At 72.2% G+C, this 21,256-nt stretch carries 19 protein-coding genes; 8 read left to right on the forward strand and 11 right to left on the reverse strand.

Annotated features, from left to right (window positions below):
• Positions 1–91 precede the first annotated feature (91 nt).
• Positions 92–775: an SDR family oxidoreductase gene (locus tag SACE_RS34985; RefSeq protein WP_009944481.1), complete on the forward strand. Its 684-nt coding sequence runs from the start codon at positions 92–94 to the stop codon at positions 773–775.
• 240 nt (positions 776–1,015) lie between these two features.
• Here SACE_RS34985 and SACE_RS34990 read toward each other — a convergent pair whose 3' ends face one another.
• The 3 genes from SACE_RS34990 to SACE_RS35000 all read right to left on the reverse strand — a co-directional run bounded on the left by SACE_RS34990 (position 1,016) and on the right by SACE_RS35000 (position 5,255).
• Positions 1,016–2,356, reverse strand: coding sequence for an amidohydrolase family protein (locus SACE_RS34990; RefSeq protein ID WP_011875290.1), 1,341 nt, complete (start codon positions 2,354–2,356; stop codon positions 1,016–1,018).
• Positions 2,357–2,814: 458 nt separating this feature from the next.
• Positions 2,815–3,477 carry a response regulator gene (locus SACE_RS34995; RefSeq protein WP_009944478.1) on the reverse strand — a complete coding sequence of 221 codons (663 nt, stop codon included), beginning with the start codon at positions 3,475–3,477 and terminating at the stop codon, positions 2,815–2,817.
• Positions 3,474–5,255: a sensor histidine kinase gene (locus tag SACE_RS35000; protein WP_009944477.1), complete on the reverse strand. Its 1,782-nt coding sequence runs from the start codon at positions 5,253–5,255 to the stop codon at positions 3,474–3,476. The genes SACE_RS34995 and SACE_RS35000 overlap by 4 nt, the downstream gene beginning before the upstream one ends.
• 202 nt (positions 5,256–5,457) lie before the next feature.
• Between SACE_RS35000 and SACE_RS35005 the strand changes: the two genes are divergently transcribed.
• From SACE_RS35005 to SACE_RS35015, 3 genes are read left to right on the forward strand one after another with little or no spacing between them, the layout of a single operon-like run.
• Complete coding sequence (locus tag SACE_RS35005) at positions 5,458–6,171, forward strand: ABC transporter ATP-binding protein (RefSeq protein ID WP_009944476.1); 714 nt, start codon at positions 5,458–5,460, stop codon at positions 6,169–6,171.
• Positions 6,168–8,396, forward strand: coding sequence for an FtsX-like permease family protein (locus SACE_RS35010; RefSeq protein ID WP_021341488.1), 2,229 nt, complete (start codon positions 6,168–6,170; stop codon positions 8,394–8,396). Before SACE_RS35005 ends, SACE_RS35010 begins: the two co-directional genes overlap by 4 nt.
• A 3-nt stretch (positions 8,397–8,399) precedes the next feature.
• The gene (locus SACE_RS35015) at positions 8,400–9,401 is read left to right on the forward strand and encodes a DUF418 domain-containing protein (protein WP_009944474.1); all 1,002 of its coding nucleotides are present in this window, start codon (positions 8,400–8,402) and stop codon (positions 9,399–9,401) included.
• 345 nt (positions 9,402–9,746) lie between these two features.
• Here SACE_RS35015 and SACE_RS35020 read toward each other — a convergent pair whose 3' ends face one another.
• The 3 genes from SACE_RS35020 to SACE_RS35030 form a co-directional block, all read right to left on the reverse strand.
• Positions 9,747–10,889, reverse strand: coding sequence for a nitric oxide synthase oxygenase (locus tag SACE_RS35020; protein ID WP_009944471.1), 1,143 nt, complete (start codon positions 10,887–10,889; stop codon positions 9,747–9,749).
• Positions 10,890–11,243: 354 nt separating this feature from the next.
• A complete protein-coding gene (gene trmB, locus SACE_RS35025) occupies positions 11,244–11,888 on the reverse strand; it encodes a tRNA (guanosine(46)-N7)-methyltransferase TrmB (protein WP_009944469.1) in 645 nt (214 codons plus the stop codon).
• Between the two features lie 293 nt (positions 11,889–12,181).
• Positions 12,182–12,682 carry a hypothetical protein gene (locus SACE_RS35030; protein WP_009944468.1) on the reverse strand — a complete coding sequence of 167 codons (501 nt, stop codon included), beginning with the start codon at positions 12,680–12,682 and terminating at the stop codon, positions 12,182–12,184.
• A gap of 342 nt (positions 12,683–13,024) precedes the next feature.
• On the opposite strand from SACE_RS35030, the gene SACE_RS35035 reads away from it, so the two are divergent.
• Entirely contained in the window at positions 13,025–13,477 is a 453-nt protein-coding gene (locus tag SACE_RS35035) for a universal stress protein (protein ID WP_011875294.1), read from the forward strand.
• 442 nt (positions 13,478–13,919) lie between these two features.
• Here SACE_RS35035 and SACE_RS35040 read toward each other — a convergent pair whose 3' ends face one another.
• From SACE_RS35040 to SACE_RS35060, 5 genes are all read right to left on the reverse strand, one after another.
• On the reverse strand, positions 13,920–14,642 hold the full coding sequence (locus SACE_RS35040) for an ABC transporter permease (RefSeq protein WP_009944466.1): 723 nt from the start codon (positions 14,640–14,642) through the stop codon (positions 13,920–13,922).
• Between the two features lies 1 nt (position 14,643).
• The gene (locus SACE_RS35045; protein ID WP_009944464.1) at positions 14,644–15,582 is read right to left on the reverse strand and encodes an ABC transporter ATP-binding protein; all 939 of its coding nucleotides are present in this window, start codon (positions 15,580–15,582) and stop codon (positions 14,644–14,646) included.
• Between the two features lie 178 nt (positions 15,583–15,760).
• Positions 15,761–16,558 carry an HAD family hydrolase gene (locus tag SACE_RS35050; RefSeq protein ID WP_009944461.1) on the reverse strand — a complete coding sequence of 266 codons (798 nt, stop codon included), beginning with the start codon at positions 16,556–16,558 and terminating at the stop codon, positions 15,761–15,763.
• Positions 16,559–16,623: 65 nt separating this feature from the next.
• On the reverse strand, positions 16,624–17,280 hold the full coding sequence (locus tag SACE_RS35055; protein ID WP_011875295.1) for a response regulator: 657 nt from the start codon (positions 17,278–17,280) through the stop codon (positions 16,624–16,626).
• Between the two features lie 10 nt (positions 17,281–17,290).
• A complete protein-coding gene (locus SACE_RS35060) occupies positions 17,291–18,475 on the reverse strand; it encodes a sensor histidine kinase (RefSeq protein WP_231849882.1) in 1,185 nt (394 codons plus the stop codon).
• Between the two features lie 208 nt (positions 18,476–18,683).
• Here SACE_RS35060 and SACE_RS35065 point away from each other — a divergent pair, with 208 nt between their 5' ends.
• The 3 genes from SACE_RS35065 to SACE_RS35075 all read left to right on the forward strand — a co-directional run bounded on the left by SACE_RS35065 (position 18,684) and on the right by SACE_RS35075 (position 21,253).
• Positions 18,684–19,148 (forward strand): hypothetical protein, encoded by a 465-nt coding sequence (locus SACE_RS35065; RefSeq protein WP_231849883.1) that lies wholly within the window; start codon positions 18,684–18,686, stop codon positions 19,146–19,148.
• Positions 19,145–19,507: a hypothetical protein gene (locus SACE_RS35070; RefSeq protein ID WP_031334271.1), complete on the forward strand. Its 363-nt coding sequence runs from the start codon at positions 19,145–19,147 to the stop codon at positions 19,505–19,507. Before SACE_RS35065 ends, SACE_RS35070 begins: the two co-directional genes overlap by 4 nt.
• Before the next feature lie 165 nt (positions 19,508–19,672).
• A complete protein-coding gene (locus SACE_RS35075; RefSeq protein ID WP_009944456.1) occupies positions 19,673–21,253 on the forward strand; it encodes a dynamin family protein in 1,581 nt (526 codons plus the stop codon).
• The last annotated feature ends 3 nt before the right edge of the window (positions 21,254–21,256 follow it).

Raw genomic sequence — 21,256 nt, forward strand, 5'->3', positions numbered from 1 at the left:
AAGCCGACGCACCCGCCGCAGTCAAGACCGCGACCGCCTGGTGGGACGGCCGGTCGAGGGGCGCCGGAACGGCCCGACTACCGTTCTGGGTATGCCCGAACGACCGATTGCCCTGGTCACCGGTGCCTCACGTGGCATCGGTGCCGCCGTGGCCCGCTCGCTGGCCGACACGCACGACCTGCTGTTGGGCGGCCGCGACACCACCGCTCTGGAGAAAGTCACCGCCGACATCCCCGGCGCCCGCCCCTGGCCCGTCGAGCTCACCGACCACGAGTCGGTGGCCGCCGCCGTCGCCGAGATCGACCGCCTGGACGTGCTCGTGCACAGCGCCGGGCTGGTCGAGCTGGCGCCGGTCGCCGACGCGCCGCCGGACTCGTGGCGCCGCACCTTCGAGCTCAACCTCTTCGCGGTCACCGAGCTGACCCGCCTGCTGCTGCCCGCGCTCCGCGCGGCGAAGGGGCACGTAGTGCTGGTCAACTCCGGCGCGGGCCTGTCGGCCAAGCCGAACTGGGGCTCCTACGCGGCCAGCAAGTTCGCGCTGCGCGCGTTCGCCGACGTGCTGCGCGCGGAGGAAGCGGCCAGCGGAGTCCGCGTGACCTCGGTGTTCCCCGGCCGGACCGCCACCGAGATGCAGCGCGGGGTGCGCGCCGCCGAGGGCGGCGAGTTCGAGCCGGAGAACTACCTGCGCCCGGAGTCGGTGGCCGAGCCGATCGTCTCCGCCGTGCGGTCCTCCCGCGACGCGCACATGACCGAGCTGGTCATCCGCCCGGCCTGAGAGCCTGTTTCCGGTCTTTGAAGCGGCCGCTTGGCCCACTCTCGCAACCGGCACCGCCGCGGGTTCGCAGGCGTTCTCCGGCGAGGACAGCTTTTTCGCGGCGTATGGGTGATACGTGAGAAGAAGATCCCGGAGCCCCGAGGGCGCCTGAGGTTCCGCCACGCGAGGTGAGCCCGAAGACAGCTCTGAACACGCCATCCCTCCGGGCGGCCGGTGCGGCCACCCGGAGGAGCCGGGCGGTCAGCCCCTGACGTGGGCGGCGGCGGTGCGGGCCGCGGCCTGGACGCGCCTGCGGTCGACGCGGGTGGGTTCCCGGTCGTGCAGGACCTCCTCGCCCGCGACCCAGACGTCGCGCACGCAGCGCGAACCCGCCGCCCACACCACGTTGGCCAGCACCTGGTCGTCCGGGGCGTCCAGGCCGGTGGCGAACGCCGGGTTGTCGACGTCCAGGTGCACGACGTCGGCCCAGCGGCCGGGCTCCAGCGCGCCGATGTCGTCGCGGTGCATCGCGTCGGCGCCGCCGCGGGTGGCGGCCAGCAGCGCCGCGTCCGCGCTCAGCGCGGTGGCCTCGCCGGTGACGGTGCGCGCGAACAGGCCCGCGAGCTGGACCTCCTCCCACAGGTCGAGGTCGTCGTTGGCCGACGGACCGTCGGTTCCCAGGCCGACCGCGACCCCCGCGGCCAGCAGGTCGACCAGCCGCGCCGTGCCGGAGGCGAGCTTGGCGTTGGAGCCGGGGCAGTGCGCGACCCCGACGCCGCGCCGCGCGAACAGCGCGATGTCGTCGTCGCTGAGGTGCACACCGTGCGCGGCGAGCACCCGCCCGCCCAGCAGCCCGACCTTCTCCAGCAGCGCGGGCACCGAACCGAACTCCTCGCGCTGGGCGACGTCCTCCTGCAGGGTCTCCGCGACGTGGGTGTGCACCAGCGCGCCGCGCTGCCGCGCCGCCCCGCCGATGGTCTCCAGCGCCTCCGGCGGCAGCGTGTAGGCCGAGTGCGGGCCGTAGGCGAGCTCGACCCGCTCGCCGGAGCCGAAGCGCAGCCCGTCGGCGTCGATCCAGCCGCTGATCCCGTCGACCATGCCCTGCCAGGTGCCGAAGGCGCTCAGCGCGGGCGTGTCGATCACGGCGGAGGCCAGCACCACCCGCGAGCCGACGGCGAGCACGCCCTCGACGACCGACTCACCGCCGAAGTACATCTCCGCGCTGGTGGTCACGCCCGCGCGCAGCATCTCCACGCAGCCCAGCTCCATGCCCGCCCGGATGTCGGCGGGCCGCAGCCGCGACTCGGCGGGCCAGATCACGTCCTGCAGCCACGGCAGCAGCGGGAGGTCCGCGCCCATGCCGCGCAGCAGGGTCATCGGGCTGTGGGCGTGGGAGTTGACCAGTCCGGGCAGCAGGATTCCGCTGCACTCCCGGACCAGGGCGTCCGCGGGCCGAGCCGGTGCGTCGACGCGCGGACCGCAGTAGAGGATTCGACCTTCCGCGTCGACGTCCACCACCGCGTCCCGGATGATCGAGCAGTTCGGGTCGCAGGGCAGCGCCATCGGCGCGTGGAGGCGTAGTGCGATCGGCATGGCCCGCATTCTGCCGGACCTACCGGCCGCCGATCGTGCTCATCGAGAGCCACATCGCAGCGCCCGCCGCGAGCACGAACGCGACGACGGTGATGAGGACGACGATGTCGGTGACCTTGCCGGGAAGTCGCTGTTCCATGCCTCCAGCATCCGCGCCGGGCGGGCCGCCGACCTCGGCTGAAAGGCCCGGTCACCTCGGTCGATCGGCCGCGCGGCCCGGCCTTCCGGCCGACCGCGGGCAGAGCCGCGGGTCCTGTGGGTCGCCTTGGCGGCCCAGGCTCTGTTCCACAAGCGGCGGTGTGGGACTCAGCCTGACCACCCGCGGGTTCTCAGCCGTCTTCTCGCGAGGACAGCTTCGACGCCGCGTCCGGACATGCATCAGTCGAAGATCCCGGAGCGAGAAGGCGGCTGAGGTTCCGCCAAGCGCCCCACTGCGCAAGCCACCTCTGAAACACGTCCCAGCAGGCTCACAGGTCCTCCATGAGGCCGCTGCGCCACGCCCAGGCCGCGGTCTCGACGCGGTTGCGGGCGCCGATCTTGGCCTGCGCGGCGGCGAGGTGGGTCTTCACCGTGGACAGGGACATGAACAGCTCCCGGCCGATCTCGGTGTTGGTCAGCCCCTTGGCCGTCGCGCGCACGACCTGCAGCTCGCGCTCGGTGAGCTCCTCCTTCGGCGGCGCGACCGCCGAGCGAACCCTCTCCCGCGACTGCGAGAAGTGCTTGAGCAGCCGGACCGTGATCTGCGGCGAGACCAGCGCGTCACCGCGCACCGCGGCCTGGATCGCCTCGATGAGCAGCGCCGGCCCGGCGTCCTTGAGCAGGAAACCGCTGGCGCCGTTGGCCAGCGCGGCGTCCACGTACTCGTCGAGGTCGAAGGTGGTGACCACGACGACCTTGACCGGGTCGGTCACTCCGGGGCCGGCGAGCCGCTTGGTCGCCTCCAGCCCGTCGATGCCGGGCATCCGGATGTCCATCAGGCACACGTCGGGCCGCTTCTCGCGCGCCACGCGAACCGCGTCGACACCGTTGGCGACATCGCCGACGACCTCGATGGTCCCCTGGGACTCCAGGATCATCCGGAAACCCGCCCGCACCATCTCCTGATCGTCCGCGATCAGCACCCGGATCATGCAGCGCCCTCTTCTTCCTTGTTCTGCTCGCCCAGCGGGAGCCAGGCCTCGACGCGCCAGCCGACGTGGTCTCCCGGACCGGCGTGGAACCGCCCGCCGAGCAGTTCCACGCGCTCGCGCATTCCGACCAGACCGTATCCGCCCGACCCGCCGACCGGGCGGGCGTGCGTGCCGGTGCCGTCGTCGGAGACGCGGGTGTGCAGGTGGGTCTCGTTGGAGGTGACCGCGACCTCGACGCGGGAGACGTCGAGCGCGTGCTTGCCGCTGTTGGTCAGCGACTCCTGCACGACGCGCAACGCGGACCGCGCCACCTCCAGCGGGATCTCGTGCCGGATGTCGACCGACAGGTCGATGCGGGCGGGGTCCGCGCGCTCGGCGCCGTGCCGCTGGGCGCCCTCGACCAGCGCAAGCAGGTCGGCTTCCAGGTCCGTGGTGGCCTGCTCGGTGGCGCGCGAGGCGCCGGCGGGTTCGGCACCGCGCATGCTGGCCACCAGGCGGCGCATCGCGGTCAGCGCCTCGGTCCCGCTGTCGGCGATCCGCGCCAGCGCTTCGGTCGCTGCCCGCGGGTTCTTCTCCGACACAAGCTGTGCGGCCTGCGCCTGCACCACGATGCCGGTGACGTGGTGGGCCACGACGTCGTGCAGCTCGCGGGCCAGCGCCATCCGCTCGGCCTGCTGGGCGCTGCTGACCGCGTTGTGCACGGTCCTGGCACGCTCGTCGTCGCGGGCCCGGAAGTAGACGCCGGTGCCCACCGACAGCACGAGCAGCAACCCGCCCATGAACATGTAGTTCAGGTAGTCGCCGACCCGGGTCGAGTCGTCGGAAGGCGTCACGAACAGCGCGAACAAGGCCGCGCCCACCAGCGCGCAGCCATTCCGGACGGCGTTGCGGGGCGGCGCGTAGCGGGTGCTGAAGGCCAGCAGGATCATCCCCGAAGCGATCGCCGACGGCGAGATCGGACCGAGCAGCCAGGTGTTGGCCCCGGCGCCGGTGATCCACATCGTCAACGCCGTGGTCGCCAGCGCGACCGCGCCCAGCATCGCCGTCTCCGACGGCCGCAGCGGCGCGAGCACCGCGAGCACGGCCAGCACCGCGCCGCCGAGCGCGACGATCACCGTCGACATCACCCCTTGGCCGCTGAGCAGCTCCAGGCACAGGAACGCGAACAGCACGCCCATCACGGGCCACTGCCGGCGCAGCAGGGCCTGAAGCGGGGTGTCGTCGGAGCGGGGTTTGCGCCCTCGCAGGTACACACCGGTGCCGACGGCGAGGACCAGCTCCACGAACCCGACACCGATCGAGCGCGAGACGTCCTGGCTGGCGTGGACGTAGGAGGTGCCGGTGCGCGCGAAGAGCGCCGCCAGGCACGACACGACGAGCGCGGTGGTCACCGGGATCGCGTAGCGCTTGCGCCGCAGCCAGAAGACGTGGACGACCATGGCCAGGCCGGCGATGTTCTCCGTGGGCCGGACGGCCAGCAGGCCGAACGAGTAGGAGTCGGCGTTGAAGTAGTCGATCGCGACGGTGCTCGCACCGAGCGCGAAGGCGCCCGCCAGTCCGCAGAACACCGGCCAGCGGCTGGCCAGCACCGCGAGCGCCGCCATCGCGGTGAGCCCGGGGAGCACGACGGCGTCGCGCTCGGAGCGATCGATCGAGTGCACCATCTCCCCGCACCACGCCAGGCCGATGACCAGCGCGAAGATCCACTGCGCGCGCACGAGCCCGCACAGCCGGGCCGGCCAGGTCGAAGCGGTGGGGTGCGTGGGGAGCTCGCTCACGGCACGACCGTATAGGGCGCGTGATCGCCACACCCTTGGCCGATAGGTCCGAAACGGCCGACCGATCGGCCGACCGCCCGCGCGCGTGCTCCGGCCCGCTGGTGGAGCCGCCGACCGCCCCTCCGCGGCGAACCTTGTCACCGATCGCGCTCGGCGTCGGGCCGCGGCGCAGGGAACCAGGAGGATCACAGTGTCAGGTCCAATGGCGTCCGGCCGGCTCGCGGCCGGTCCGGCCACCGGGCGTCCGGTGCTGACCGGGCGGGGTTTGGTCAAGCGCTACGGCGACCACCGCGCCCTGGCGGGGGTGGACATCGGGATCTCGGCCGGCGAGGTGCTGGCCATCGTCGGGCCGTCCGGGTCGGGCAAGACGACCCTGCTGCACGTGCTCGCCGGTGTCCTGCGCCCCGACGACGGCGAGGTGGTGCTCGACGGGCACCGCGTCGACCGCCTCGGCGAGTCCAAGCGCAGCGAGCTGCGCAGGCGGGAGTTCGGGTTCGTCTTCCAGAACGGCATGCTCGTCGCCGAGCTCACCGCCGAGGAGAACACCGCGCTGCCGCTGCTGCTGGCGGGCGCGAACCGGCAGCGGGCGATGGCAGGGGCCCGCGAGTGGCTGGGCAGGCTGGGGCTGGCGGGCATGGAGACCCGGCGTCCCGGCGAGCTCTCCGGCGGTCAGGCGCAGCGCGTGGCCATCGCGCGGGCGCTCGCCCACCAGCCGAAGGTGATCTTCGCCGACGAGCCGACCGGTGCGCTGGACACGCGCACCGGCGAGGAGACCATGAGCGCGCTGCTGGGCGCGGCGGCCTCGACCGGCGCGGCCGTGGTGGTCGTGACGCACGACCGGGACCTGGCCGCCCGCGCGGGCCGCATCGTCGAGATCCGCGACGGCCGCATCGCCGACGGGGTGGTAGCGGCATGAATCCCGTGCAGTTGGCGCTGCGCGTTCTGCGGGGCGACTCCCGCTCCCGGCTGTCGGCGGTCCTCACGGCGCTGGGCGTCGCGGTCGGCACCGCGCTGGTCGTGCTGCTTTCGAGCCTGCCCGGCGCCGTCGACGCCCGCGGGGAGCGCTCGCAGTGGCAGTACTCCGAGCACGCCGAGCCCACCGGGACCGCGCTGTCGAGCGCGGACTTCGTGCGGGGCGAGCAGATCACCCGGCTCGACGTCTCCGGAGACCCGCGAGTTCCGGCGGACGCGCCGCGCCTTCCCGCGCCGGGGCAGGTCCTGCTCTCGCCGCGCCTGGCCGAGCTGACCAGGACGATGCCGCCGGGCGAGCTCGCCGACCGCTTCCCCGGTGAGGTCGCCGGCACGATCGGCCCCGAGCACCTGCGCTACCCGGAACAGCTCGTCGCGGTGGTCGCGCACCCGCCGGGCGCGCTGGACGCGACCGCCGCCGGCCACGAGGGCGGCTGGGCCGCCGGGCAGGCCGGCACGCAGGACTTCCTGCTGAAGTTCCTGGCGTGGGTCGGGATCGCGCTGCTGGCGGCGCCGAGCCTGGTGCTGGTCGCCTCGGCGTCGCGGCTGACGGCCGCCCGGCGCGAACGGCGCCTGGCCGCACTGCGGCTAGCCGGTGCGACGCCGGGCCAGGTCGTGGCCACCGTCGCCGCCGAGACCGGGTTCGCCGCCGTGGCGGGCACCGCGGGCGGGCTGCTGCTCGGCTGGCCGCTGCGGATGCTCGTGATGCACGTGCCGTGGGGCGGCGGCACCTGGCTCGCCTCGGACTTCACGCCGTCGTCGGCCACCGTCCTCGGCGTGGCCGCCGGGATTCCCGCGCTGGTCGTGCTCGCGGCGGTGCTCGGACTCCGCCGGGTGGTGCGCGCACCGGTCGGGGCGGCGATGGAGCACTCGAAGAAGGCGCCGAAGGCGTGGCGGCTGGTGGCCATCGCCGCGGCGGCCGCGTTCTTCGTCTTCGGTCTCGCGTTCGCGCAGCAGACCGGCAACATCGCCGTGCTGCTCGCCTCGCTCGTGGTCATCGTCCTGTCGGCGTCGGTCGTCGGACCGTGGCTGACCGCCGTGCTGGGGACGCTGTTCTCGAAGCTGTGGCGGCGGCCGTCGACGCTGCTGGCCGGACGCCGGCTGCGCAACGACCCGAAGGCCGCCTACCGCTCGGCGTCGGGCGTCGTGCTCGCCGTGTTCGTCGGCTCGATGGCGCTGACGCTGCTGCCCGGCTTCGAGTCGCAGGCCGGCGGCGGCCGGTCGTTCAAGGACTCCGTGCTGTACCTGAACGTGCCCGCCGCCCAGGCCGCCGAGCAGCGGCGACTCATCGCCGAACAGCTCGCGCGCGGCGGCACTGAGGCGACGGTGGCCACGGCAGGCCGGGTCGTCGTGGAGACGCCCGGGAACTCGTACTCCGGCCTGGTCATCGGCTGCGCCGAAGCGGCCGAGGTGACCCGCATGGCCGTGGGGGCGTGCGCCGGTCCGCCGAGCGTGCGCGCCGATCCGGCGCTGAACCTGCAGGCGGTCGGGCTGCGGGTGGTGCCCACCGGCGGCTACGGCGAGTCGAACGGCTCGGAAGGCGGAGTGCCGGTGCCGCCCGGCACTCCGGTGCGCCCGCTCGGGGGTCAGGACCCCGATCTCGTCGACTCGGTGCTGGTCGACCCGAGCCTGGTGCCCGGCGTGCTGGCCACCGGGGAGACCACGGTCGCGGTCGCTCCGCGCAACGACGCCGACCGCGAGGAGGTGCGCACCGCGATGGCGCTGGCCGCACCCGGTGCCGTCGTCCAGAGCCGCGAGCTTGTGCTGGCCGATCAGCAGACGATCCTCGGCGACCTGCGCCGGATCACCGCGATCGGCCTGGTCATCGCGTCCGTGCTGGCGGGGTGCAGTGCCGCGATCACGGCCGCCTCGTCGGTGGTCGACCGTCGCAGGACCTTCGGCGCGCTGATCGCTGCCGGTACGCCCCGGCGGGTGCTGGCGCGGGCGCTGCGCACCGAGGCCGCGCTGCCCGCGCTGGTGGCGACGCTCGGTGCGGGTGCCGGTGGTGTCGGGGTCGGTTACGGCCTGCTGAGCCTGTTCAAGATCGACGGGGCGCTAAGTCCCTGGGTGTTCGCGCCGGTCGCGCTGGGCGTACTGGTCGCGGTCCTGGCGGCGTCGGCGAGCGGCCCGATGCTGCGCCGGGTCGCTTCCGAGCCGTTCGCGGAGGAGTGAGCCATGACGACCCTCGACGTGCGGACACAACGCCTCACCGGCCGGATCCACGATCTCGACGCGCTGCGCGGCTTCGCCCTGTGCGGAATCCTGTTCGTCAACATCCCCTCGATCGCGCACATGGGCTGGGGCCCGGCCATCGGGGTGGCCGACCCGGTGCGGACGGCGCTGAACATGTTCGTGCAGCAGCGCTTCCACCCGATCTTCGCCTTCCTGTTCGGCGTCGGGTTCGCGCTGTTTCTCGACCGGGCGGGCGCCCGGGTGGCCCATCCGCGGGTCCTGCTGTTCCGCAGGCTCGCCGTGCTGGCCCTCATCGGAGTCGGGCACCAGTTCCTGATGCCCGGCGAACCGCTGCTGATCTACGCCGTCGCCGGCATGGTCGTGCTGCTGCCGACCGCGAGGCTGCCGCGATGGGTTCTGCTGTGGGGCGGGCTCGCGCTGCTCCTGACGGGGCTGATCGCCGCCGACGGCGGTGTCTTCCTGGTACCCGGTCTGCTGGTGCTCGGCGCGGCGGCGGTGCGCTGCGGACTCGTGGAGACGCTCGACCACCGGACGAGGCAGCTCGGGGTCGTCTTCGGGATTTCGGTCGTGCCGGCCGGGATCGGCGTGTGGATCCAGGTGATCTCCAAACAGGAGCCGACGTTCTTCCTGATCTGGGCGACGGCGGGACTCTTCGGCGCGGTCGCCTACGCATCCGGGTTCCTGCTGCTGTTCCGCACCCGGCTGCGGGGCGCGCTGGCCGCGGTGTTCACCCCGCTCGGCCGGATGGCGCTGACGAACTTCGTGAGCGCCACGCTGCTGACGCTGTCGTTCGGGCCGCTGATCGGCCTTGGCGAAGGCTCCATCCGGTACGACCGGATGCTGTTGTTCGCGATCGGCGTCCTGGCCGCCCAATGGGCCTTCTCGCGCTGGTGGCTGCGCCGGTTCGGCCACGGGCCGCTGGAGTGGCTCTGGCGCTGCGCCACCTGGTGGCGGCTGGTCCCGTTGCGCCGATCGGTTCGCTGAACCGCCCGCACGTCACCCGTCCGGCCGGTCCGGTCACTCCGAGACCGGCCGGAGGGCCGGGGCCACCAGCCACTTGGCCGATACGTCCAGCGCCTTCCGACAGCGATTCTGAGTACCGGAAAACGCAAGACCACCAGGAGGTTCACGAAATGTTCACCACTCTGCTGACGGTCGCGGGCACCGTGCTCGCGGTGGGTGTGCTGCTGCTGATGGCGGCCAGCTCGGTACTACCCGACCTCTCGGAGTCGTCCCGAGCCCGGCACTGAAGGGGCCGGACGAGGAAGAGTTGATCCGAACCATGTCCAGCACCGCGTTCCAGACGGGCGCCCGGCCGGAGTCCGGCCGTCAGCCCGGTTCGCCGGTGGCCCGGGCGGTCGCCGTCCGGGCCACCAGCGGGAAGCACGCCGGTGCTCCCTTCCTGGCCCGCCTGTCGGCTTCCCCGCCCGCGACGAACGCGGGCCGCTCGGTGCCCTCCTCGGGTGCCGTGCGCAGCCACGCCAGCCGGTGCAGCGTCTCGCTGTGGTGGTCGGTGATGGTGACCCGGGCGGAGTCGAACGAGTACAGCACCGCCCGGTTGATCTCGACGATGGCCCGGTCCCGCCACAGCGTCCGCTCCGAGGTCGTGTCCAGGCCGATCCGGTCCGCCACCTCGCGGATGAACCCGTAGGCCATCTCGTCGGCCAGAGCGCGGGTGCCGATCTCGGTCCCGACGAACCACGTGTTGAACGGCGCGGCCGGGTAGGTGATCCCGCCGATGAGCAGCCGCATGTTGCTGACCAGCGGAACGCTGTGCCAGCGCAGCCCCAGCTTGTAGAACCACGGCAGGTCCGGGTGCTCCAGCGGCACCTCCTGCACCAGGTCCCTGGGGACGGTGAAGGTCCTCGGCCCCTCGTGGGCGGTCTCCACGACGAGCGGCAGGTGGTCGAAGCGCCCGCGGGTCTTCGGCGGCCGCCAGCCCAGCCGCTGCGCGGCGGCGGTGAAGCCGACGTAGCGGGCGTCGCCGAGCACCTCCCCGCCCGGACCCGCGTAGCCGGCGTAGCGCACCACCTGCTCGTTCCAGATGCGCGGACCCGGCTCGTGCGGGGTATCCGGGGCGAAGACGCTGATCAGCGGCTGGATGCGACCGGCGTTGGTGGCCAGCCGCAGGTGCTCGAAGCACTCCTTGGCCACCGTGGTGGCGTTGCGCAGCCCGCGCAGGTCGCGCACGAGCAGCCGCCGCCAGGGAACGCCGCTGGTGCACCACCCGCTGTCGCGCAGCGCGACGCGGGCGCCGTAGGCCAGTTCCTCCGGGGTGTGCCGGTAGGTACCGGTCCTGGCGATCTCGGCGCGGACCTCGGCCAGCCGCGGGTCGAGCTCCCCGGCCTCCGGGTGGGCGTCGTGGAACGCTCGCAGGAACTTCTCGGCCGCCGCGACGTCGGTCGCCGCCGAACCGGGACCTGCGGGAGCGTTCTGCTGAGCCGGGGTTGCATCGCCGCGAATAGCCGTCACGGACCCGTAAAATAGTCTCGATCAACGTTCACGCGGCACTCTCGCACAGCCAGTCTTTGTTGTGAACTTTCGCCACCTGATCCGGTGGTCTCCCAACCCACTGTGGTGTGCATCGGCGCGGCCACGCCACCTCTTGATCGTCCGATCGGGTGAGGAAATCCGGCCAGGGCTGTTTTACAAGCGGCGTGAGCCGCTTGCGGTGCGGGACTCAGCCGGCGGTTCTCAGAAGCCCTTCTCGCGAGGACAGCGCCGACGTGGTGAGTCGGGCATTCATGATGTCGGCGATCCCGGAGCGAGAAGGCTTCTGAGGTTCCGCCACCCACACCGCCGCGCGAACCACTTCTGAAACATCCCTCAGATGCGCTCGAAGATCAGGTCGTGGATCACGCGGCCCTCGTCGTGGGCGCGGTTCTCGAACTTCGTCACCGGCCGCCAGTCCGGACGCGGGGCCCAACCGCCGGGCTCGGCCGCGTAGCGGTTGCGCAGCAGCGGCTGGGCCTGGCAGACCTCCAGCATCTGCTCGGCGTAGTTCTCCCAGTCGGTCGCCATGTGCAGCACGCCGCCCGGCGCGAGCCGGGAGGTGATCAGCTCGACCGAGGCGTCCTGGACCAGCCTGCGCTTGTGGTGGCGCTTCTTCGGCCACGGGTCCGGGAAGTAGATCCGCACCTCCGACAGCGACCCGGGCTCGACGTGGTCGCGCAGCAGGACGATCGCGTCGCCGCGCAGCAGCCGCAGGTTGGTCAGCTCCAGCTTCTCGGCCCGCAGCATGAGCTGGGCCAGGCCGGGCTTGTAGACCTCGATGGCCAGGTAGTTGACCTCGGGCGCGGCGGCCGCGAGCTGCGCGGTGGTCTCGCCCATGCCCGAACCGATCTCCAGCACCACCGGCGCCTGGCGGCCGAACCACGACGTGGTGTCGAGCGGGCCTTCCGGCAGCGCGGTGACCTCGGCGCCGAAATCCGGCCAGTACTGGTCCCAGGCCCGCTGCTGGCCGCTCGTCATGCGCTCGCCGCGCTGGACGTAGCTGACGACCGTACGACGAAACGGAACCTGCTGGTCAGAGGCATTCACGAGGAGCCAGTATCGCAAACCGCCGATGGTGGGCGGGCATTGCCCGCCGGGCCGCGAGGACACGAGCCGGACGCGTCGGCCGGGACGGCGGCCGTCCTGGGGCCACCGTCCGGCCGGCTCCGGCGGCCGACCTCACCGCCCGGCTGGACACCCCGCCCTCACACGGTCGCCCGGCGCCGCATCGGCCCATGCGGCCGGCAGGCTCGGGACTGGCGCCGGCCCCGTCACCACGACTCGATCTGCGGCAACGCCGAGAGCAGCCCGGGCGCCCGGTCCACCGGCACCGGCAGCGGAGAGGTGTCGCGGTGCGCGGCGAAGACGTGGACCCAGCCGGGGTGCTGGTCGGTGAACAGCACCGTCGTGGGCGCCTTCATCGGGCCGCGGTCGGACGGGCCGTACTCCCAGTAGCCGACCTCGCCGAGCGCGCGCCACGGCACGAACACCCAGCCGGGACGACCCGTCAGCAGGGTGTGGACCTCGTCCTCGAGCTCGAACGCCCTGGCCCGGGACGGCAGCTCGCCGCGGTCCAGCGCGCGCAGCCACCACGGCGCGGGCAACCGCCGCCGGGCCCCCTGGAGCCTGCGGAACAGTTCCAGCACCTGCTCCTCGGGGGCGGTGTGGATCCAGCTGTTGCGCAGCGCCGCAGGCCGGGCCGGCTCGTCCACGAGCGGATGGATCTCGGTCGCCAGCGACCACTCCAGGCGCGGCACCGGCTCCAGGTGCACGTCGGTCCCGGGTCGCGGGTGCTGCCGGCTCCGTCGTGCAGGGTCCGGTTGTGCCTGCGCAGTCGGACGTTCAGCGGAACGCACCATTTCGCCCACCCCATCTGCTGTTGAGAAGGTCGCGAGCACACCGCGTTGGTGGCCCCCGAACGGCGCATGCCCCCAAGCGACGCTGGTTCGGGACAAAACGTTCTACCCATGCATTACCACTGGGGCGCCAGAACGTGACACTTCGTGCACAATTGTGTCCAACGTCACAACTTCGCATCTCGTTGGGGATGCAACCGGCAACTCGGCTCGACAAGCCGGGCGCGGGACGTTGAAGTGGGAGACGTGGACCACACGATGCAACGAGTCGAGATCGACGGCGGGGTCGCCGTCGGCGTGGACAGCTCGGCCTCGTCGGTACGCGCGCTGATCATGGCCGCGGAAGAGGCCAAGCGGCGACAAACCGTGCTGCACGTGGTGCGGGCGTGGAGCATGCGGACGGCGCCGCGACCGGAGGAGTGCCCGCCCGGGACGGTGCCCAGCACCGACCAGTACCAGCAGGCGGTCATCGCCGACACCCAGCGGATCGTCAACAGCAAACTGGGTGCCGAGCCCGCGGTGCCGGTGGAGCTCCACATAGTGCACTCGCCGTCCCCGCAGGCCCTGCTCTCGGCCTCGCGCGGCGCCGACCTGCTCGTGGTCGGCCACCGCGGCCGGGGCGGGTTCGCCGGGCTGATGCTCGGCTCGGTCGCCGAGCAGGTCGTGCGGCATGCGGCGTGCCCGGTGCTGGTGGTCCGCCCGAACATCTAGGGGCGCGGCCGGAACGGTGCGGGCGCCGGGAGGCGGTCGGCTCGCCCGCACCGGCCGGCCTCGCGGCGGCCCTGGACCGGCTCACTCGAACAGACCCTGGACAGCACAGGGCCCGGGCCATCCCCCGAATGACAGCCCGGGCCCTCCCCCGTCCCGACCGCGGCGCCCCCGAGCGCTTGTGCAGTCGGTCGATCCTGTTGTGCGCACCGGGCGCTTGCCCGGGCTCCACCACCGACCGGTCAGGACGTCCACATCGGACGTCTTCCACCGGATCGGTACCGGCGTGTCGCGCGGCGCTGCCGCGGACGATGCTTTGCGGAGATCCTATCGGTTGACGTGACCAGCCTCTCGGCCGGGAGGGGTAACGTTTCGTTATCTCCGGCCCCATCAGGGGTTTCGACGAAGTTGATCTCGCGCTTCACCCCGATCACATCCGGCCTGGTCAGGCGTCCCGCCGGTTGGCCACCGCGAGCGCGGCGGCAAGCACCGCGAACACGATCGCGGCGAAGTACGCCAGCGATCCCCACGGCCCGAAGGGCATGGAGGAGCCGAACGGGGAGGCCTCCGAGAGGAAGTGGTTGGCGTTGGTGAAGGGCAGCCAGCGCTGGATGTCCACGCCGATGTTCGGGATCGCCGCCACCAGGTTCTCCACCAGCATGGACCAGATCAGCAGGATGGTCACCGCGCCCGCGCTCTGGCGGACCAGCACGCCCACGGCGACCGCGAAGACCGCGCCCAGGGCGAAGACCAGTCCGACCCCGGCCACCAGCCGCCAGTCCTCCGCCGTGGCCAGCTCCATGCCCGCGGGCGCGACCACCTTGGCCACCAGCCACGAACCGAACGCGGCGAGCTCGCCGACGACCAGCGCCATCAGCGCGACCACCGTCGTCTTCGCCAGCAGCGCCGCGGTGCGGTTGGGGACCGCCTGGAACGTCGAGCGGATGGTCCCGAACCGGTACTCGGTGGTGACCGCGAGCACGGCCATCACCATCACGACCATCTGCCCGAACTGGGAGCCCTGCTGGCTCATCGACAGCGTCGGGTTGTCGATGTTGGCCACGAACAGCCAGCCGAAGCCGATGGTCAGGCCGAGCGCGACGACCGTGCACCACCACGGCGAGCGGGTGGAGAACAGCTTGATGCGTTCAACTGCGAGCAGTGTCATTTCACTTCCCTGCCGTGGTCAGCGCGGCGGTGCCGCCGAGGTCCGTCTGGTACTCCACCGCCTGGCTGGTGAGCTGCATGAACGCCTCCTCCAGCGAGCCGCGCTGGGTGGTCAGCTCGTGCAGCACGATGCCGTTGCGGGCGGCGAGCTCGCCGAGCTGCTCGCTGGTGGCGTCGCCGACCAGCAGTGTGCCGTCCAGCGGCTGCTGGACGGTCAGGCCCTGCTCGTCCAGCAGCGCCCGCAGCTCCTCGGCCTGCGGGGTGCGCACCCGCACCGACGCGATGCTCGCGCCCTCGACGAACTCCTCGGTGCTGCACTGCGCGATCAGCTCGCCGCGGCCGATGACGACCAGCTCCTCGGCGGTCAGCGACATCTCCGAGAGCAGGTGGCTGGACACGAAGACGGTGCGCCCCTCGGCGGCCAGGCCCTGCATGAACCGGCGGATCCAGTGGATGCCCTCCGGGTCCAGGCCGTTGACCGGCTCGTCGAACATCAGGACCTCGGGGTCGCCGAGCAGGGCGGCCGCGATCCCGAGCCGCTGCGACATGCCGAGCGAGAAGCCGCCGGCGCGCCGCTTGGCCACCTGTTCGAGCCCGACCATGGCCAGCACCTCGTCCACCCGGCTCAGCGGCAGGTCGTTGGACCGCGCGAGCCACTTGAGGTGGGAGTGCGCCGAACGGTTCGGGTGCACCCACTTCGCGTCGATCAGCGCGCCGACCTTGCGCAGCGGGTGCTTGAGCTCCTGGTACGGCTTCCCGTCGATGAGCACCCGTCCCGACGTCGGCGCGTCGAGCCCGAGGATCATCCGCATCGTGGTCGACTTGCCCGCTCCGTTCGGCCCGAGGAACCCGGTGACCTTGCCCGGTTTCACGGTGAACGACAGGTCGTTGACCGCGACCGTCGATCCGTAGCGCTTGGTGAGGCCGACAGCCTCGATCATGATCTCTCCCGTTCGCGGCGGCGTTCTCGCGATTTGCGGGCCCCACTCTGCCGGGCGGCGCCGGTCGCCGTCATCGGTCGATGGGCCAGAACACGATCGTCCTCAGGTCGTACTCGCGCGCCCGCGCGGTGACAGTCGTCTCAGGGTTTTCCCGCAGTCACCCGGAGAACAGGCGGGATCAGCCGAAGATGCGGTTCAGCACGGCCGCCAGGCCGTCCTCGGAGACCGGGCCGGTGACCTCGTCCGCGGCGGCGTGCACGACGGCCGGGCCCTGGCCCATCGCCACGCCGTGCGCGGCCCACTCCAGCATCTCGATGTCGTTGTCGCCGTCACCCGCGGCGAAGGTGTCCTCGGCGGGGATGCCCAGCTCGGTGCGCAGCTTCTCCAGCGCCGAGCCCTTCGTCACACCGGCGGGCACCACCGTGACCCACGGCTCGTAGTGGTCGAGGGTGATCGTGCACGCCGGGAACTCGACACCGCCCATGGCGTGGTGCACTTCCTCGGGGGCGTGGCCGGTCCAGTTCGCGATCAGCCGCGGTACGGGCCGCGCGACCAACTCGTCGAGCCCGGCGAGCTGCTGCGGTCCGTGCAGTTCCTCCTCGCCGAACAGGCTGCTCACGAGGCTGCCCACGCCGACCCGCTCGGCCGCGTAGATCGCGCCCGGCAGGCGCTCGGAGAGCGCCGCGTGCACGGGCGCGGGGTCGAAGGTCTCCACCGCCAGGACCGCGCCGGTGGCGGCGTCCATCCGGACCGCGCCGTTGGAGCACAGCGCCACACCGCCGGTCAGGCCGAGCTCGGCCAGGATCGGCCGCGTGCCCAGCGTGCTCCTGCCGGTGGAGACGACGACCTGGGCCCCGCTGCCGACCGCCCGCCGCACGGCGGCCCGGACCACTTCGGAGACGGACTGGGTCTCGGGGTCGAGCAGGGTCCCGTCGACGTCGAGGGCGATCAGCTTGGGCTTCCAGGCGGAGGACACCAGTGCAGGCTATGCGCGTCCGGCGCCGGTGCGCCGCGTGACGCGGCAGATCTCACGGTCCCGCCTCACTTTTCACCGGGACGCACCAGTCCGGTCTCGTAGGCCAGCACAACGGCCTGCACCCGGTCGCGGATGTCCAGTTTGGACAGTATGCGGCCGACGTGGGTCTTGATGGTGGCCTCCGACAGGAACAGCCGCGACGCCAGCTCTGCGTTGGAGAGCCCCTTGGCGACCAGCACCAGCACCTCGCGCTCCCGCTCGGTGAGCACGTCCAGGACACCGGGGTCGCGCAGCGCGCCGCCGTCGCCGCCGAGGAAGCGGTCGAGCAGCCGCCTGGTCACGCTGGGCGAGACGACCGCGTCGCCGCTTGCGACCGAGCGCACCGCGGTGACCAGCCCGTCCGGCGGGGTGTCCTTCAGCAGGAAGCCGCCGGCCCCGCCGCGCAGCGCCGCCAGCGCGTACTCGTCGAGGTCGAAGGTGGTCATGACCAGGACCTTCGAGCTGCCCTCCGCGACGATGCGCCGGGTGGCCTCCACACCGTCGACGACCGGCATCCGGACGTCCATCAGCACCACGTCCGGCCGCAGGCTCCTGGCCAGCTCCACGGCTTCCTCGCCGTTGCCCGCCTCGCCGACGACCTCCAGGTCGTCCTGCGACTCGAGCACCATGCGGAAGCCCATCCGCATGAGTTCCTGATCGTCCACAAGCAGGACACGAGCCATGTTCGCCAGCCTAACCACGGGGGAGCGGCAGCACCGCGCGCACGCGCCAGCCGCCCTCGGTGCGGGGTCCCGCGTGCAGCTCACCGCCGTAGACGGTGGCCCGCTCGCGCATGCCGATGAGTCCGTTGCCGCCGGAGACCAGCGTCGTCGGCTCCCGCCGCGCGCCGTCGTCGAGCACCTCGATCTCGATGCGTTCGCCGTCGTTGGCGGCGTGCACCGCGGCGCGCACGTCGCGTCCGCCGTGCTTGAGCACGTTGGTGAGCGACTCCTGCGCTATGCGGTAGACGGCGAGCCCGATGCCGGTCGGCAGCACCTCGAAGTCGCCGTCGAGCCGCAGCTCGACCGGCAGCCCGAGCCCGCGCACCCGGTCGGCGAGCTCGCGCAGGCCCGCCGCGGTGGGCTGCGGGGTGCGGCCACCGCCTTCGTCCGGATTGCGCAGGACCTCCAGCAGGCCGCGCAGCTCCGACAGCGCGTCGCGGCCGGTCTCGCCGATGGCCCGCAGCGCCTTCTCGGCCATCTCCGGCTTGCCGTGCAGCGCGAACGTGGCACCGTCGGCCTGCGTGATCATCACGCTTACCGAGTGCGCGAGGACGTCGTGCAGCTCGCGGGCGATCCGGTTGCGCTCCTCGGCGACGGCGATCCGCGACTGCTGGTCCTGCTCGAACTCCAGGTGGCGCAGCCGCCGCTCCACCTCGGCGTTGTAGGCGCGGCGGGCGCCGACGAACTCGCCGAGCACCCAGCAGACGGCGGCGACCAGGACGTAGACGACCGCCATCACGGTGATCGCGTTGCCCCGGTCGTCGAAGGTGGGCGTCTTGAACAGGACCTGGCAGGCCACGACCACGGCGGCGAGGAACGTGTACGGCGCGGCCGGTCGCCGGCCGGCGTAGGCCACCACCGTGTAGACGGAGACGCACACGGCCAGGCCCGCGACCCGCACCATCGCGCCGTCCTGGGTGAGGACCATCAGCGCCAGGCCGGCGAGCACCGCGTAGGCGGAGGCCAGCGGCCACCGCCTGCGCACGCACAGCGGCACCACCGTCACCACACCGACCGCGGCGTAGAGCCACGGCGGGACACCCCGGTCCTCGACGCCCACCAGCAGCTCGCTGAGGTCCAGGAGCAGGACGAGCGCGGCGATGGTGGAGTCGCCGACCACCGGGTGCTCCCGCATCCACAGACTCAGCCTTCGCATCCCGTCGAGGTTAGGCAGGCCCCACCGGGCCAGGCGTCATCCTGGCGGCGACGCCGTCGTACGCCCCAGGTCGTACGACGGAGGGATCAGGCCCGCTGCTGGAGGACGCGGTATAGGGCGCGTTCGATCTCCGCCTCGCGCGTGAAGACCGAGGCCCGGACGGATGCCGCCACTTGACACTTCAGAACTAGTTCTGAAGTATGGAGGTGTGAGTACCACAGTGTCCTTTTCCAAGCTTCTGCGCGAACCCAACGAGGTGGTCAAGCAGCTCGATCACGGGGACGTGCTCCTCTCCCGTCGCGACGGCGAGTCGTTGCGGCTGTCCAAGGCCGGCGACGCCGAGCGGGAGGTCGACACCCTGCAAGCGCTGGCCCAGCTGATCGCCGCTTCACTGGACGAGGATGCCTGCGACCGGATCGTCACGCGGCTGACCGAACCGTTCCCCTGGGTGACGTTCCTGCCCGCGGATCGACGCCGGGAATTCGTCAGCGAGTTCCTCCGAGTCGCCCGCGCTTGCGCCTCCATCGGGCGTTTCGAACGCTTGACGATCACCCTGAACTCCTGGCGAGCCACCGCCGAGGCCTACGCCGACCCGTCCGTGACCCCGGACGGCTCCGATCTGGACTACCTCCCCACCGCCGAGGTGGCCGACGACCCGCGTGAGACCGGATGAGCAAGTCCGAACGTGTTGAACGACCGCTCAAACGCGTGGAGTACGAGATCTTCTTCATCACCCGGGAGGCGCAGAAGGGGTGGCAGGACTGCCTTGCCGTCGCCCGGAACGCCACGGTGCAGGCGTGGGAGCGTCTCACCACGGCACCCACGCACGAAGATGAGCGGCTCTACCGGCTCTCGGCTGACTTCGCCGTCGGCACCTACGGCCGTCGTACCTTCGAGCGCTACCAGTACAAGATCACCAATGGCGGGCGGCTCTGGTACTTCGTCGAGCCGACACCCCGTTCCAAGGTCGCTGGCCGTGTGCTGCTCGAACGGTGCATGACGGGCCATCCCAAGGAGACGGAGCCGAGATAGCTCGTCTGCACGGCGTCCGTGCCGTACGTCCCCTCGCTCGGAGCCGCCGGCCCCGGCCCGTAGGAGGCTCCACCACCGCCCCGGGCCCGCGGCCGGGTTCGTGCAGATCGGCGCGATGCGCGCGCGGGGCGTGGCAGGATGTTGCGCACGCGCCGACCGGCGCGGATGTCGCCGCTGATCGAAAGGGCCGTGGTGGGTACGGGAACCGAGCATCAGCACTGGCCCGGTCCGCTGTCGTCCGCCGTGGCCGCGCTTTGCACCGGGTTGCAGCCGCAGGTCTCCGAGCGCACCGCCGAGGGCTTCCGGGAGGTGCTGCGCCGGCTTTCCGCGCCGCTGCAGGTCGCGGTCGCCGGGCGGATCAAGTCCGGCAAGTCCACGCTGGTCAACGCCCTGATCGGGCGCCGGGTCGCGCCGACCGACGTGGGTGAGTGCACCCGGCTGGTCACGCGCTTCCAGTACGGCACCGTCGACCGGGTCGAGGTGGTGTTCCACGACGGCGGCAAGCAGGCCATCCCGTTCGACGCCGACGGCGGCATCCCCGCCGACCTGGGCATCGACCTCGAGAAGATCTCCCACCTCGAGGCCTACCTCACCAACGCGGTGCTGCGCGACCTCACCGTGATCGACACCCCCGGTCTCGGGTCGCTGGACGCGGCGTCGGTCGCCCGCACCGAGGAGCTGCTGGGCACCAGGCGCGGCGACGGCGAGGCCGGCGACGACCTCGACCCCGTCTCCCGCAACGCCGTCGCGGGCGCCGAGGCCGTCCTCTACGTCGTGACCCAGGCGGTGCGCGCCGACGACCAGCAGGCCCTGGCGTCCTTCACCGCCGCCACCGCCAGCCGGGAGGCCGGGCCGGTCAACGCCATCGCGCTGCTGAACAAGGCCGACACCATCGAGCCCGACTCGGTCTCCGAGTCCGGCGGCGACGTGTGGACCGCGGCGACGCTGATCGCCGGAAAACAGGCCCAGCTGCTCAAACCCCGCGTCGCCGACGTGCTGCCGGTGATCGGCCTGCTCGCCGAGACCGCCGAGACCGGCGGGTTCACCTCCGCCGACGCCGACGCGCTGCGCCGGCTCGCGGCGCTGGACGAGGTCACCCGCGAGACTCTGCTGATGTCGGCGGACCTGTTCACCAGCTGGGACTGCGACGTGCCCGCCGGGGTGCGGACCCGGCTGCTGGAGCGGATGGACCTCTACGGCATCCGGCACGCGCTGGCCGCGATCGACGCCGAGCCCGAGATCACCGCGGGCGACCTGCGCCGCAGGCTGCTGGACTCCTCCGGACTGGCCGGGGTGATGAGCAGGCTCGACTCGGTGTTCCGCGCCCGCGCCGACGGGATCAAGGCCGCCGCGGCGCTGGCGTCGGTCACCGCCCTCGCCCACGCCTCCGGCGACCAGGGTGAGCGCCAGCGCGTGCACGACGCGATCGAGGTGCTGCTCGCCAAGCCCGAAGCCCACCAGCTGCGGCTGCTGGAGGCGCTGACGCTGGTCGCCTCCGGCGCGGTGGAGATGCCCGAGGACCTCGCCGAGGAAGTCATGCGGGTCGGCAGCGCCTCCGACGTCGGCGAGCAGCTCGGGCTGCCCGGCCGCGGCAGGCAGGAGCTGACCGACTACGCGCTGGAGCGCGCCGGCTGGTGGCGCTCGTTCTCCTCGTTCGGGGCTACACCCGCGCAGAGCCGGATCGCCCACGTCGTGCACCGCGCCTACTTCCTGATCTGGCAGCACTTGCGGGCGCAGGGGACGTGAGGG

Origin of the sequence: Saccharopolyspora erythraea NRRL 2338, assembly GCF_000062885.1 — a bacterium.
In the GTDB taxonomy this organism is placed as follows: domain Bacteria; phylum Actinomycetota; class Actinomycetes; order Mycobacteriales; family Pseudonocardiaceae; genus Saccharopolyspora_D; species Saccharopolyspora_D erythraea.

Coding starts and splice junctions, on each gene's coding strand:
- SACE_RS34985 (WP_009944481.1), top strand. CDS start 92: ATGCCCGAACGACCGATTGCCCTGGTCACCGGTGCCTCACGTGGCATC.
- SACE_RS35005 (WP_009944476.1), top strand. CDS start 5,458: ATGGCGTCCGGCCGGCTCGCGGCCGGTCCGGCCACCGGGCGTCCGGTG.
- trmB (WP_009944469.1), bottom strand. CDS start 11,888: ATGACGAGCGGCCAGCAGCGGGCCTGGGACCAGTACTGGCCGGATTTC.
- SACE_RS35070 (WP_031334271.1), top strand. CDS start 19,145: ATGAGCAAGTCCGAACGTGTTGAACGACCGCTCAAACGCGTGGAGTAC.
- SACE_RS34995 (WP_009944478.1), bottom strand. CDS start 3,477: ATGATCCGGGTGCTGATCGCGGACGATCAGGAGATGGTGCGGGCGGGT.
- SACE_RS35045 (WP_009944464.1), bottom strand. CDS start 15,582: ATGATCGAGGCTGTCGGCCTCACCAAGCGCTACGGATCGACGGTCGCG.
- SACE_RS35040 (WP_009944466.1), bottom strand. CDS start 14,642: ATGACACTGCTCGCAGTTGAACGCATCAAGCTGTTCTCCACCCGCTCG.
- SACE_RS35010 (WP_021341488.1), top strand. CDS start 6,168: ATGAATCCCGTGCAGTTGGCGCTGCGCGTTCTGCGGGGCGACTCCCGC.
- SACE_RS35055 (WP_011875295.1), bottom strand. CDS start 17,280: ATGGCTCGTGTCCTGCTTGTGGACGATCAGGAACTCATGCGGATGGGC.
- SACE_RS35060 (WP_231849882.1), bottom strand. CDS start 18,475: ATGCGAAGGCTGAGTCTGTGGATGCGGGAGCACCCGGTGGTCGGCGAC.
- SACE_RS35035 (WP_011875294.1), top strand. CDS start 13,025: ATGCAACGAGTCGAGATCGACGGCGGGGTCGCCGTCGGCGTGGACAGC.
- SACE_RS34990 (WP_011875290.1), bottom strand. CDS start 2,356: ATGCGGGCCATGCCGATCGCACTACGCCTCCACGCGCCGATGGCGCTG.
- SACE_RS35015 (WP_009944474.1), top strand. CDS start 8,400: ATGACGACCCTCGACGTGCGGACACAACGCCTCACCGGCCGGATCCAC.
- SACE_RS35075 (WP_009944456.1), top strand. CDS start 19,673: ATGTCGCCGCTGATCGAAAGGGCCGTGGTGGGTACGGGAACCGAGCAT.